Below are 13083 nucleotides of genomic sequence, written 5' to 3'. Positions count from 1 at the left end.
GGATTGATCCGGGCGTGGGAGCGCAGCGACCGTACGACGAAGTCGTACACAGCGGAAGGAGGTGCAGCGAAGCAAACCGTAGCCGCTGCGCCCGGATCGGTCCCGGAGCGAAGGGACCCGAGCCTGCGAGGGCCGAACGCAGGAGCAAAGCCTTTTGGTTCCTTTTTGGCGTTTGAAAAAGGGACTCGCCGTAAGGGCGAAACCGCCATCAGCACCACCCGAAGCAACGGATATGCCCCCAAAACAACCAGAACCTGGTCGGCCCAGAGGCCGCCAAGGTCAAGGAACCTCAAACCACATCAACCCCAACGTGAATCGCATCATGCCGCCAAAACTCCAGATCACAATCAATCAACCGCTCATGCTGATCATAATTGACCCGTGCAATCCGCAACCCCGGACTCCCCACCGAAACCCTTAAAGCGGCCGCCGCATCCACCGACAATGAAGTCGGCACAATCTCAAAGCGCACCCGCCCATAGTGCAAATCAAAATGCCGCGCATACAACTCGGTCATCGACTGATTCAGATCGAACTCGAGAATCCCCGGAAAAAACTGCGGATTCAAATAGTGCTCCACATACAACACCAATCGCCCGTCAATGCGCCGCGACCGGCAAATCTGAATCACGCTCGACAGCGCCGGCAACTGCAACCACGCACACACCGCCGCCGACGCTGGCTGCAAACGTGCGGAAATCACCTCGGTCGACGCCACCCGCCCCTGCGCACTGACCATCGCGTGAAAGTGACTGCGCTGCATCAGGTTGTACGCCAGACGCGGCGGCGACACGAACCAGCCACGGCGCTCCTCGCGATAAATCTGCCCCTGCGCTTCCAGCTGCAACAACGCCTCGCGCACGGTAATACGCGTCGTGCCGAACAACTCACTGAGCTTGCGCTCGGCCGGCAACTTGCTGCCCGCCGCCAGCAAGCCGTGATCGAGTTGCTCCTGCAACACCTGGCCAATCGCTGTCACCGCTTTTGTTGCCTCATCACGCATCAACGTTACCTATCTGGACTAGACCAGCACTGTTTCGGGGCAAAAGCGCAAGGCCAAAAAGCCGTTTCCTGATGTCGCAAGCCTAGGCACTGCAGATGACCGGCAGATGACAAAACTGCTCAACGGTCGTCCTCACGACTTGCAATACATCGGCCAAGTCCCTTGCCTACCGGGCCTCGGGGCTTGGTCTACGCTTAGCGAGCACCTGCCCACACCGGGCACAGAAAAGGCCGGACAAACCGCTGCCGACATTAAAGTGTCATCCAGCCCGCTTAAATTGGCTCAGGTATTGCTGACCTAGACCAACACATACCGCAATCGCAGCGTTGAACACGACCAAGGAGCTTCGGAATGAAACAGCTTTTCCTGGCAACACTGTTAGGCTCGACCATTGCACTGTGCACCTCCGCCATGGCGGCCGGCACCGATCTGAAAACCCTCGAAGCCGCTGCCAAAGCGGAAGGCGCCGTCAACAGCGTCGGCATGCCGGATGACTGGGCCAACTGGAAAGGTACCTGGGAAGACCTGGCCAAGACCTATGGCCTGAAACACATCGACACCGACATGAGCTCGGCGCAGGAAATCGCCAAGTTCGCCGCCGAGAAAGACAATGCCACCGCCGACATCGGCGACGTCGGCGCGGCCTTCGGCCCGATCGCGGTCAAGCAAGGCGTGGTGCAACCGTACAAGCCAAGCACCTGGGATCAGGTTCCGGACTGGGCCAAGGACAAGGACGGCAACTGGGCGCTGGCCTACACCGGCACCATCGCCTTCATCGTCAACAAGAAGCTGCTGCACGGCTCCGAAGTGCCGACCAAATGGGCTGACCTGAAAAGCGGCAAATACAAGGTGTCCATCGGTGACGTGAGCACCGCCGCGCAAGCGGCCAACGGTGTACTCGCCGCGGCACTGGCCAACGGTGGCGACGAGAAGAACATCAAGCCGGCCCTGCTGCTGTTCGCTGACATCGCCAAACAGGGTCGCCTGTCGATGGCCAATCCGACCATCGCCACCATGGAAAAAGGCGAGATCGAAGTCGGTGTGGTCTGGGACTTCAACGGCCTGAGCTACAAAGCCAAGATGGCCAACCCGGATGATTACGTGGTGCTGATCCCGTCCGACGGTTCGGTGATTTCCGGCTACACCACGATCATCAACAAGTACGCGAAAAACCCCAACGCCGCCAAGCTGACCCGCGAATACATCTTCAGCGACGCCGGCCAGACCAACCTCGCCCGCGGCAACGCCCGTCCGATCCGTGCCGAACACCTGCAACTGCCGGAAGACGTCAAAGCCAAACTGCTGCCGAACGAGCAGTACAAGAAGGTCACCCCGATCAAGGACGCCGATGCCTGGGAAAAGACCTCCAAATCCTTGCCGCAGGTGTGGAACGAGGAAGTCATCGTAGAGATGAAGTAAGGCTTCAGATCACCACTCTCTGTGACCTGAAACAAATCCCCCTGCAGGAGCGAGCCTGCTCGCGATAGCGGTCGAACATTCACCAACCATGTTGGCTGAACCACCGCTATCGCGAGCAGGCTCACTCCTACAAGGGAATCTCGGCTGAATTTGAATTCACTGTTTCGCGGAGTTCTTGCCCCTATGAAGCACAACGTCATCCTTGTCGTGCTCGACGGCCTCAACTACGAGGTTGCGCGTCACGCCATGGGGCATCTGCAGGCTTATGCTGGCGCAGGACGCGCCGCGCTCTATCGACTGGAGTGCGAACTGCCGGCCCTGTCCCGACCGCTTTACGAATGCATTCTCACCGGCGTGCCGCCGATCGACAGCGGCATCGTTCACAACAACGTCTCGCGCCTGTCCAGTCAGCGCAGCATTTATCACTACGCACGCGATGCCGGGCTGAAAACCGCTGCGGCGGCCTATCACTGGGTCAGTGAGCTGTACAACCGCTCACCTTTCGTCGCGGCGCGTGATCGACACACCGACGATCCGTCCCTGCCGATCCAGCACGGGCATTTCTACTGGAACGACCACTACCCGGATTCGCACCTGTTCGCCGACGCAGAAAACCTGCGCCTGCGCCACGCGCCGAATTTCCTGCTCGTCCATCCGATGAACATTGACGATGCCGGGCACAAGCACGGCCTCGACAGCTCGCAATATCGCAACAGCGCGCGCTCGGCCGACATCGTTCTCGCCGATTACCTGCAAGGCTGGCTCGACGCCGGCTATCAAGTGCTGGTGACCGCCGACCACGGCATGAACAACGACCGCTCGCACAACGGCCTGCTGCCGGAAGAGCGCCAGGTGCCGTTGTTCGTCCTCGGCGATGCCTTCAGCCTGAACGCGGAAGCCGCACCCAGACAGACCGAAATCTGCGGCACTGTCTGCGAACTGCTCGGCGTGCCCCACGATAAACCTGTGTGCCGGGAGCTGCTCAAGTGAACGCCATGACTCGCGGCAAATGGCTGGCGGCGCTGTGTCTGGTGCCGTTCGCGCTGTTCTTCATCGTCTTCGAAATCGCCCCGCTTGTCTGGGTGATGATCAACAGCCTGCAATCGGAAGATTCCGGTTGGGGCCTGGCCAATTTCAGCAAAATTTTCGGATCGAAATTCTATCGACAGGCGATCCAGTACAGCCTTGAGATCAGCTTCTGGTCGAGCGTGTTCGGCATCCTGATCGCCGTCCTCGGTGCGTATTCGCTACGTCGGGTCGACTCGAAACTGCGCAACTTCGTCAACGCCTTCGCCAACATGACCAGCAACTTCGCCGGCGTGCCGCTGGCATTCGCGTTCATCATCCTGCTCGGTTTCAACGGCAGCATCACGATCATGTTGAAACAGTCGGGGATCATTCAAGACTTCAACCTGTACTCGAAAACCGGCCTGATCATTCTCTACACCTACTTTCAGATTCCCCTCGGCGTGCTGTTGCTCTACCCGGCCTTTGACGCGCTGCGCGAAGACTGGCGCGAATCCGCCGCCCTGCTGGGTGCCAATGGCTGGCAATTCTGGCGGCACATCGGTTTGCCGGTGTTGACGCCAGCGTTGCTCGGCACGTTCGTGATTCTGCTGGCCAATGCCCTCGGCGCCTATGCCACGGTGTATGCGTTGACCACCGGTAACTTCAACGTGCTGCCGATCCGAATCGCGGCAATGGTTTCCGGAGACATCTCTCTCGACCCGAACCTGGCCAGCGCGCTGGCCGTGGTGCTGGTGGCGCTGATGACCATCGTCACCGTCGTGCATCAACTGCTGTTGAAGAGGAGCTACCATGTCTCGCGCTGAATTCGGCCCCGCCGGTCTCTACCACCGCGTCGTGGTGTACCTGTTGTTCGCAATTCTCTTGCTGCCGCTGGCCGGCACACTGGTGTATTCGATCGCCAGCAGTTGGTCGGCGACCATTCTGCCCAGCGGCTTTACCTTCAAGTGGTACATCCAGCTGTGGAGCGATCCGCGTTTCCTTCACGCCTTTGGCCAGTCGTTGCTGGTGTGCGTCGGCGCGCTGGTGCTGTCGGTGGTGCTGATCCTGCCGCTGCTGTTCGTGGTGCATTACCACTTCCCGAAACTCGATGCGCTGATGAACATCCTGATCCTGCTGCCCTTTGCGGTGCCGCCGGTGGTGTCCTCGGTGGGCCTGTTGCAGCTTTACGGCTCCGGGCCGATGGCGATGGTCGGCACGCCGTGGATTCTGATCGGCTGCTACTTCACCGTGGCGCTACCCTTCATGTACCGGGCGATCACCAACAACCTGCAAGCGATCAACCTGCGCGACCTGATGGACGCCGCACAATTGCTCGGCGCCAGTACCTTTCAAGCGGCAATCCTGGTGGTGCTGCCGAACCTGCGCAAAGGCCTGATGGTCGCGTTGCTGCTGTCGTTCTCGTTCCTGTTCGGTGAGTTCGTCTTCGCCAACATCCTCGTCGGCACCCGCTACGAAACCCTGCAGGTGTACCTGAACAACATGCGCAACAGCAGCGGCCACTTCACCAGTGCGCTGGTGATCTCGTATTTCCTTTTCGTGCTGGTCCTGACCTGGATCGCCAACACCTTGAACAAGGACAAAAGCGAATGAGCTATGTCAGCGTCCAACACCTGCAGAAAAACTACGCGGGCACCACCGTGTTCAGCGACATCAACTGCGAGATCAACAAGGGTGAGTTCGTTACCTTGCTCGGCCCGTCCGGGTGCGGCAAGTCGACCCTGTTGCGCTGCATCGCCGGACTGACGCCGGTGGATGGCGGGCAGATCCTGCTCGACGGCGTCGACATCGTCCCGTTGAGCCCGCAGAAACGCGGCATCGGCATGGTGTTCCAGAGCTATGCGCTGTTTCCCAACATGACCGTCGAGCAGAACGTTGCCTTCGGTTTGCGCATGCAGAAGGTCAATAGCGACGACAGCCATAAACGCGTTTCCGAGGTGTTGAAACTGGTTGAACTGCACGACTTTGCCAGCCGCTACCCGCATCAGCTGTCCGGCGGTCAATGCCAGCGCGTCGCCCTCGCCCGCTCGTTGGTTACACGTCCGCGTTTGCTGCTGCTCGATGAACCGCTGTCGGCCCTTGATGCACGGATTCGCAAACACCTGCGCGAGCAGATCCGACAGATCCAGCGCGAACTCGGCCTGACCACGATTTTCGTCACCCACGATCAGGAAGAAGCGCTGACCATGTCGGATCGAATCTTCCTGATGAATCAGGGCAGGATCGTCCAGAGCGGCGACGCCGAAACCCTCTACACCGCGCCGGTCGACGTGTTCGCCGCCGGCTTCATCGGCAATTACAACCTGCTCGATGCCGAGGACGCCTCGAAGCTGCTGCAACGGCCGATCAACCACCGCATCGCGATTCGTCCGGAAGCCATCGAACTGAGCCTCAACGGCGAACCCGACGCACAGATCCGCAGCCATAGCCTGCTGGGCAATGTGATCCGTTACCGAGTCGAAGCGCGCGGCGTGGAATTGGTGGTGGATGTGCTCAACCGCTCGGCGGCCGATCTGCTTCCCGATGGTCAGCGCCTGGCACTTTCCATCGATCCGACGGCGCTGTGTGAAGTAGCTTAGGAGCAACTGCAAGCTGCAAGCTTCGAGCTACAAGCTTCAAGCTGTAGACTGCGGTGTATCTGATTTTAATTCTTGCAGCTCAACGCTTGTAGCTTGCAGCTGTTCTCGGAGAGAACCGATGGCCCTGGCAATTTTTGATCTGGACGAAACGTTGATCCACGGCGACTGCTCCTCGCTCTGGAGCGAGCAAATGGTTCGCCTCGGCTGGGTCGATGGCGATTCGTTCATGCAGCGTGACAAGGAGTTGATGGACGCTTACGGGCGCGGCCACCTGGCGATGGAAGACTACATGGCCTTCAGCCTTGAACCGCTGATCGGTCGCACGCCTGCAGAAATCGAACATTTGGTGAGCCCGTGGGTAGAAGATTTCATCGAACCGATCATCTTCAGCGACGCGACCAAAACCATCGCCGCACACCGCCAGGCCGGCGACCGCATTCTGGTGATCTCGGCGTCGGGTACGCACCTGGTCAAGCCGATTGCCGAACGCCTGGGCATCGACGAGGTGCTGGCCATCGAACTGGACGTCGCCCACGGCGTTTACAGCGGCAAGACCGTCGGCACCCTGACCTATCGCGAAGGCAAGATCACCCGCTTGCTGGAGTGGCTGGATGCGGAAGAAGAGAACCTCGAAGGCGCGAGTTTTTACTCCGACTCGCGTAATGATCTGCCGTTGTTGCTGAAAGTGGACTTCCCGCATGTGGTCAATCCGGACCCGGTGCTGCTCGAACACGCAGAAAAATCCGGCTGGCCAATCCATCTCTGGAAATAAACCGACCCCTGCAGGAGGGCTGTATTGTCAGCTCAATCCCTCGTCAATCACCAACACCAGCTTGCCCGCCACCGTATTACTCGCCAACTCGGCAAACGCCGCCTCGGCATCCTTCACCGCAAACGCCTTGGCCAATTGCGGACGCAACCGCCCTTCAGAAAACAACGGCCACACCTGCTGGCCGAGATCGCTGAGCAAATCTGCCTTGAACTGATCACTGCGACTGCGCAATGTCGAACCGAGCAGTTGCACGCGCTTGGCCAGCACCTGCGCCAGATCCAGTTTCGCATCACGGCCCCCCATCAGACCGATCAGCACCCAACGCCCATCCAGCGCCACCAGCTTCAGGTTCAGCGCCGAATAGTTGCCGCCGACCGGATCGAGGATCACATCGAACGGACCGAAATCGCGCAGGCTCTCAAGATCGTCGGTACGCAGCACGCCGCCCTGCGCGCCCAACGACTCGCAGTAAGCCAGACGCTCGGCCGAACCAACGCTGACCCAGCACGGGTTACCAAACGCCTTGCACAGCTGAATGGCGGCTGAACCGATTCCACTGGCGCCGGCATGCAGGAGAACTTTCTCACCCGGCTTGAGCGCCGCAAGCTGAAACACATTCAGCCAGACTGTTGCATAAACCTCGGGCAATGCGGCGGCTTCGATCAGCGAAACGCCTTCGGGAACCGGCAGCACGTGCCGCCCATCGACAACCACCTCTTCAGCCATGCCGCCCCCGGCCAGCAAGGCGCACACCCGATCGCCGACCTGCCACGCACTGCCCGCGCCGACCTCGCTGATGACCCCGGAACACTCTAGACCGAGCACTTGGCTGGCACCCGGCGGAGGCGGATACAGCCCCGCTTTCTGTAATAAATCGGCGCGATTGAGGCCGGCTGCCGCCACGCGGATGCGGACTTGTCCTACATCGCACGCAGGACTCGGCTCTTCAACCCATGCCACTTGACCGTCAACGCCTTGCAATGCCTTCACAGTGCCTCCATAGTGAGTCTGGACTGAGCCCGAAGCTGTAGCGCCGGGCTTTTTGCATTATGCGACCGGCTCTCGTAGAACCGGCGACTTCAAAGACGGCCTAATATGCGTTATCAATTGTCCCCGCGTCGAATCAGCATGAAGCATCTGCTCCCCAGCACCGCCCTCGCTCTTTTCATCGGTATCGGTCTGTTGCCGGTGTCGGGCACTACATTCGCAGCCAACAGCTGGGACAAGTTGCAGCCTGATCGCGATGAAGTCATCGCCAGCCTGAACGTCGTCGAGTTGCTCAAGCGTCACCACTACAGCAAGCCGCCGCTGGACGATGCGCGCTCGGTGATCATCTACGACAGCTACCTCAAGCTGCTGGATCCGTCGCGCAGCTATTTCATGTCCAGCGACATCGCTGAATTCGACAAGTGGAAAACCCAGTTCGACGACTTCCTCAAGAGCGGCGACCTCAACGCCGGGTTCACCATCTACAAGCGCTATCTGGACCGCGTCAAGGCGCGTCTGGACTTCGCCCTTGCCGAGCTGAACAAAGGCGTCGACAAGATGGACTTCACCACCAGGGAGACCTTGCTGATCGATCGCAAGGACGCCCCTTGGCTCAAATCCACCGCTGAACTCGACGACCTCTGGCGCAAACGCGTCAAGGACGAAGTGCTGCGGATGAAGATCGCCGGCAAAGAGCCCAAGCAGATCCAGGAAACCCTGACCAAGCGCTACAAGAACCAGTTGGCGCGCCTGGACCAGACCCGTCCGGAAGACATCTTCCAGGCGTACATCAACACCTTCGCCATGTCGTACGACCCGCACACCAACTATCTGTCGCCGGATAACGCGGAGAACTTCGACATCAACATGAGCCTGTCCCTCGAAGGCATCGGCGCCGTGTTGCAGAGCGACAACGATCAGGTGAAAGTCGTGCGTCTGGTGCCGGCAGGCCCGGCTGACAAAACCAAGCAAGTGGCCCCGGCCGACAAGATCATTGGCGTTGCCCAGGGCAACAAAGAGATGGTCGACGTGGTCGGCTGGCGTCTGGACGAAGTGGTCAAGCTGATCCGCGGGCCGAAAGGTACCGTGGTGCGCCTGGAAGTGATTCCAGCGAGCAATGCGCCAAACGACCAGACCACCAAGATCGTGCCGATCACCCGTGAAGCGGTGAAGCTCGAAGACCAGGCCGTGAAGAAGTCGGTGCTGAACCTGAAACAGGACGGCAAGGACTACAAGCTCGGTGTGATCGAGATCCCGGCCTTTTACCTCGACTTCAAGGCGTTCCGTGCCGGTGATCCGGATTACAAGAGCACCACGCGCGACGTGAAGAAACTGCTGACCGAACTGCAGAAAGACAAAGTCGACGGCGTGGTCATCGACCTGCGCAACAACGGCGGCGGTTCCCTGCAGGAAGCCACCGAGCTGACCAGCCTGTTCATCGACAAGGGCCCGACCGTTCTCGTGCGTAACGCCGATGGCCGCGTCGACGTGCTGGAAGATGAAAACCCGGGCGCGTTCTACAAAGGGCCGATGGCGTTGCTGGTCAACCGCCTGTCCGCCTCGGCTTCGGAGATCTTCGCCGGCGCCATGCAGGACTACCATCGTGCGCTGATCATCGGCGGTCAGACTTTCGGTAAAGGCACGGTGCAGACCATTCAGCCGCTGAACCACGGCGAACTGAAACTGACCCTGGCCAAGTTCTACCGGGTTTCGGGGCAGAGCACCCAGCATCAGGGCGTGCTGCCGGACATCGACTACCCGTCGCTGATCGACACCAAGGAAATCGGCGAGAGCGCCCTGCCGGAAGCCATGCCGTGGGACACCATTCGCGCCGCGATCAAACCGGCGGCCGATCCGTTCAAACCGTACCTGGCTCAGCTCAAGTCGGAACATGACACGCGCACCGCCAAGGATGCCGAGTTCGTGTTCATCCGCGACAAGCTGGCACTGGCGCAAAAGCTGATGGAAGAAAAAACCGTCAGCCTCAACGAAGCCGAGCGTCGCGCCCAGCACGCCGACATCGACGCCAAACAGCTGACGATGGAGAACCTGCGTCGCAAGGCCAAAGGCGAAGAACCGCTCAAAGAGCTGAAGAAAGAAGACGAGGACGCACTGGCGGCGGCCGATCCGGACAAAGTCAAACCGGAAGACGATGCCTACCTGAGCGAAACCGGGCGCGTACTGCTCGATTACCTGAAGCTGAGCAATCAGGTAGCCAAGAAGTAATGATGGCAAATTAATGCTGGCGATCCCCTGATCGTCATCAAACAGTCATCATTCTGTCGTGCAATAAAGGACCGAGAGCCCACGCTCCCGGTCCTTTTTTTTGTCGCCAGAGACTGCCATGACCACGACCGAACAGCTGAGCGCGTTGAGCTCGATCTTGACTCAAAGCGGTTTGCACAGCCTGTTCCAGCCGATCATCAGCCTCTCCGAGCGACGCATCCTCGGTTACGAGGCCCTGACTCGCGGCCCGTCCAACAGCCCTCTGCACTCACCGATTGCCCTGTTTGCCGTGGCGCGTCAGGCCGGCCGCCTGAGTGAGCTGGAGATCGCCTGTCGAGAATCTGCCTGCCGGCGTTTCAACGAACAAAAGCTCCCGGGCAAGCTGTTTCTCAACGTCTCGCCGGAATCTCTTCTCGAAGCGGCGCATCAGCCGGGACGAACCTTGCAGCTGCTGCAGGACTTCGGCATTCCGCCCAGTCAGGTGGTTATCGAATTGACCGAGCAGACGCCCATCGATGACTTCCAGTTGCTGCAAACCGCCCTGCATCACTACCGGGCGATGGGTTTTTCCATTGCTCTGGATGACCTTGGCGCCGGGTATTCGAGCCTGCGTCTATGGTCAGAGCTGCGCCCGGATTACGTGAAGATCGACCGGCATTTCATCGATGGCATTCATCAGGATGCGTTGAAGCGCGAGTTCGTCGGGTCGATCCTGCAGATCGCCAAAGCCTCGCGGGCACAAGTGATCGCCGAAGGCATCGAACTGCCAGAAGAACTCGCCGTGCTGACTGAAATGGGCGTCGATCTGGTGCAAGGCTATTTGCTCGGTCGCCCCCAGGAACACCCATCACGCGACTCCCGCGCCTTGATGCCGAAACACGACAGCAGCGCCGTAGCGCTGAACGACGAAGGCAGCGACCTCAGCGCCCTGCTCAACGAGCAACCGGCGGTTCACCGCGACACCCCGACCGCCACCGTACTCGAAGCGTTCCGCCGCCAGGCCAACCTCAACTCGCTGGCGGTGCTCGACGAACAGGGCCAACCCGCCGGCATCGTCCACCGTCATTCGCTGTCCGACGCCTTGCTCAAACCCTTCGCCACCGATCTGTTCGCACGCAAACCCATCAGCCGCCTGATGAGCGACGACTTCCTCGCGGTGGAAATGAGCCAGTCGCTGCAACAAGTCAGCCGCCTGATCACCAGCCGCGCCCGCCAGCGCATCGAAGAAGATTTCATCATCACCCTCAACGGCAGCTACCTCGGCCTCGGCCGGGTCATCGACGTGCTCAAACTGATCACCGAACTGAAAATCCAGCAGGCCCGCTACGCCAACCCGCTGACCTTGCTGCCCGGCAACGTACCGATCCAACAGTGCCTGACCCGCCTGCTGCAGCAGGGCCGCGAGTCGATCATCTGCTACGTCGACATCGACAGCTTCAAACCCTTCAACGACATCTACGGCTACGGCCGCGGTGACGAAGTCCTGCTGTGCCTCGCCCAGTGCCTCAACGAACGCGTCGACCCCACCCGCGACTTCGTCGGCCACATCGGCGGCGACGACTTCCTCCTCGTCCTCGGCCCAGAGGATTGGCGCAAACGCCTCAATCAACTGCTTGATGATTTTCAGAGCCAGTGCCGACGTTTTTACCGGCCCGAGCATGTTGAGGCGGGATGTTTTGTGGCGCCGAATCGCCAGGGCGTGCGACAGGAGTTTGCGTTGTTGTCGTTATCGATTGGGGTGGTGCACCTTCGCCCGGAAGCCTGCGCGGAACTGGATGCGAGTCAGCTGGCGGAGATGGCTTCGCAGGCGAAGCATCATGCGAAGAATGTTGTGGGGTTTAGTGTGCATTTGATTGATAGTTTCGCCTTGGGTGATCAACAACCGCAGTTAGTGGAGCGACGTTAATTTTTTCAAATTTACGAAATGACGAGACAACTCAATGTCACCATTCGCTCTGATCCTCAAGGCTCGCCCGAATCAGATCATCCTTCCACGATTCACTAGCGATCTCGAATATATGTTCAAAGAAACCACGAGGATCCATTATTTCCGTCTCATCCCATGCAAGTATTCTCGGATCATCATAGTCGCTCTCAAACTCTTTAGAAAAATCAAAATTAGCATCCTGTAAATGGCTTTCAAGAAGTTTATAAATCACAAACCTATGACGATAGGTTAAATGATCAAACCAGGACACAATGAAGTTATTAATTATTTTTTTCTGATCTTCGTACTTATTAGGGTTGTAAACCCACAATGCCTCGCCAAGCGTTTCCTCTTGATCATAAATCGATATTCCACCCAAAACATGTGAAAGTCGAGGTTCATATGGAAAGTTTGTGAATGGCTGCATTAACATAATTCCACCTATCTTGGAAAGCCAGTGAATGGTCGTTTAACATCTCGCTTATCAAATTTCACTTCCGCTCCATCCAAGCTATCTATGTACCGAGGACTGCTTGGATCTCTTTCATTGGGCTTGTACCCACGACCCGCTCCCGGCAGCTTCATCCTGACAATAGGGTTTTCGTCAGCATCATATCCTGTCGGCTCAGGTATTTTTTTATGCATTCTGGACAAAGCAAAATGCAACGCCCTAAATTGCATCATCCAACTACTGAATTGAGAGCTCGGACCTACTGGCCCTCTAACTCCTTTTTTTGTTGGGTGCGAGCCGTCTATTGATCTTTGCTTTAAAGCTGCATCATCAATCTCTGGCCCATGTTTTTCTACTGAGTGCATTCTATATTGTCTGTTCCAAGCTAATACCTGGCGCTTAGCTTCAGCTTCGTTTTGCGGGCCATCTTTGCCAACAGCCGGAACAGTCGGTAACCCTTGATTTACATTAGGCCTGTTAGCTTGAGTTGGTACTTGGCACTTATCGGTCTTATTGGTTTTTGGCGGCGGGCAATTTGACGTCAACCCCAACGGATCCACCCACCCCGTCGGATTCGGCACGTACTGGTACTGGTTCAACCCACCGGCCAACTTGATCGGATCCGGTGTCAGGTACCGCCCCAGCCTCGGGTCGTAATACCGGTGGCGGTTGTAATGCAAACCGCTTTCCGCA

General features: G+C 58.5%; 12 protein-coding genes. 8 read left to right on the top strand and 4 right to left on the bottom strand.

The features are described 5' to 3' along the window. Positions 1–289: 289 nt before the first annotated feature. Positions 290–1003: a UTRA domain-containing protein gene (locus ACYYKW_RS25610; protein WP_093103228.1), complete on the bottom strand. Its 714-nt coding sequence runs from the start codon at positions 1001–1003 to the stop codon at positions 290–292. A gap of 351 nt (positions 1004–1354) precedes the next feature. Here ACYYKW_RS25610 and ACYYKW_RS25605 point away from each other — a divergent pair, with 351 nt between their 5' ends. From ACYYKW_RS25605 to ACYYKW_RS25580, 6 genes are all read left to right on the top strand, one after another. Further along, a complete protein-coding gene (locus ACYYKW_RS25605; RefSeq protein WP_090282478.1) occupies positions 1355–2422 on the top strand; it encodes an ABC transporter substrate-binding protein in 1068 nt (355 codons plus the stop codon). 183 nt (positions 2423–2605) lie between these two features. After that, a complete protein-coding gene (locus tag ACYYKW_RS25600) occupies positions 2606–3412 on the top strand; it encodes an alkaline phosphatase family protein (RefSeq protein WP_093103231.1) in 807 nt (268 codons plus the stop codon). 5 nt (positions 3413–3417) lie between these two features. Further along, positions 3418–4254: an ABC transporter permease gene (locus ACYYKW_RS25595; RefSeq protein ID WP_167359925.1), complete on the top strand. Its 837-nt coding sequence runs from the start codon at positions 3418–3420 to the stop codon at positions 4252–4254. Then, on the top strand, positions 4241–5041 hold the full coding sequence (locus tag ACYYKW_RS25590; protein WP_464991496.1) for an ABC transporter permease: 801 nt from the start codon (positions 4241–4243) through the stop codon (positions 5039–5041). Before ACYYKW_RS25595 ends, ACYYKW_RS25590 begins: the two co-directional genes overlap by 14 nt. Further along, entirely contained in the window at positions 5038–6027 is a 990-nt protein-coding gene (locus ACYYKW_RS25585) for an ABC transporter ATP-binding protein (protein WP_203421310.1), read from the top strand. Before ACYYKW_RS25590 ends, ACYYKW_RS25585 begins: the two co-directional genes overlap by 4 nt. Positions 6028–6145: 118 nt before the next feature. After that, positions 6146–6799 carry an HAD family hydrolase gene (locus ACYYKW_RS25580; protein ID WP_464991495.1) on the top strand — a complete coding sequence of 218 codons (654 nt, stop codon included), beginning with the start codon at positions 6146–6148 and terminating at the stop codon, positions 6797–6799. A 27-nt stretch (positions 6800–6826) separates the two neighbouring features. Here the strand turns inward: ACYYKW_RS25580 and ACYYKW_RS25575 are convergent, their stop codons facing one another. Beyond that, the gene (locus ACYYKW_RS25575) at positions 6827–7789 is read right to left on the bottom strand and encodes a zinc-binding dehydrogenase (protein WP_336356882.1); all 963 of its coding nucleotides are present in this window, start codon (positions 7787–7789) and stop codon (positions 6827–6829) included. Positions 7790–7927: 138 nt separating this feature from the next. Here ACYYKW_RS25575 and ACYYKW_RS25570 point away from each other — a divergent pair, with 138 nt between their 5' ends. Next, the gene (locus ACYYKW_RS25570) at positions 7928–10012 is read left to right on the top strand and encodes a carboxy terminal-processing peptidase (RefSeq protein ID WP_167359888.1); all 2085 of its coding nucleotides are present in this window, start codon (positions 7928–7930) and stop codon (positions 10010–10012) included. Positions 10013–10130: 118 nt separating this feature from the next. Further along, positions 10131–11918 carry a bifunctional diguanylate cyclase/phosphodiesterase gene (locus tag ACYYKW_RS25565; protein WP_464991494.1) on the top strand — a complete coding sequence of 596 codons (1788 nt, stop codon included), beginning with the start codon at positions 10131–10133 and terminating at the stop codon, positions 11916–11918. A gap of 37 nt (positions 11919–11955) precedes the next feature. Here the strand turns inward: ACYYKW_RS25565 and ACYYKW_RS25560 are convergent, their stop codons facing one another. Beyond that, positions 11956–12366: a hypothetical protein gene (locus ACYYKW_RS25560; RefSeq protein WP_331717142.1), complete on the bottom strand. Its 411-nt coding sequence runs from the start codon at positions 12364–12366 to the stop codon at positions 11956–11958. Positions 12367–12380: 14 nt separating this feature from the next. Further along, positions 12381–13083 (bottom strand): RHS repeat-associated core domain-containing protein (locus ACYYKW_RS25555; protein WP_464991493.1); only part of this gene is annotated, 703 nt, incomplete at its 5' end.

Source organism: Pseudomonas sp. 15C (assembly GCF_055484735.1).
The sequence above is the reverse complement of the archived record's forward strand: the minus strand, read 5'-3'. Positions and strand labels throughout refer to the sequence as shown.

Coding starts and splice junctions, on each gene's coding strand:
- ACYYKW_RS25610 (WP_093103228.1), bottom strand. CDS start 1,003: ATGCGTGATGAGGCAACAAAAGCGGTGACAGCGATTGGCCAGGTGTTG.
- ACYYKW_RS25605 (WP_090282478.1), top strand. CDS start 1,355: ATGAAACAGCTTTTCCTGGCAACACTGTTAGGCTCGACCATTGCACTG.
- ACYYKW_RS25600 (WP_093103231.1), top strand. CDS start 2,606: ATGAAGCACAACGTCATCCTTGTCGTGCTCGACGGCCTCAACTACGAG.
- ACYYKW_RS25595 (WP_167359925.1), top strand. CDS start 3,418: ATGACTCGCGGCAAATGGCTGGCGGCGCTGTGTCTGGTGCCGTTCGCG.
- ACYYKW_RS25590 (WP_464991496.1), top strand. CDS start 4,241: ATGTCTCGCGCTGAATTCGGCCCCGCCGGTCTCTACCACCGCGTCGTG.
- ACYYKW_RS25585 (WP_203421310.1), top strand. CDS start 5,038: ATGAGCTATGTCAGCGTCCAACACCTGCAGAAAAACTACGCGGGCACC.
- ACYYKW_RS25580 (WP_464991495.1), top strand. CDS start 6,146: ATGGCCCTGGCAATTTTTGATCTGGACGAAACGTTGATCCACGGCGAC.
- ACYYKW_RS25570 (WP_167359888.1), top strand. CDS start 7,928: ATGAAGCATCTGCTCCCCAGCACCGCCCTCGCTCTTTTCATCGGTATC.
- ACYYKW_RS25565 (WP_464991494.1), top strand. CDS start 10,131: ATGACCACGACCGAACAGCTGAGCGCGTTGAGCTCGATCTTGACTCAA.
- ACYYKW_RS25560 (WP_331717142.1), bottom strand. CDS start 12,366: ATGCAGCCATTCACAAACTTTCCATATGAACCTCGACTTTCACATGTT.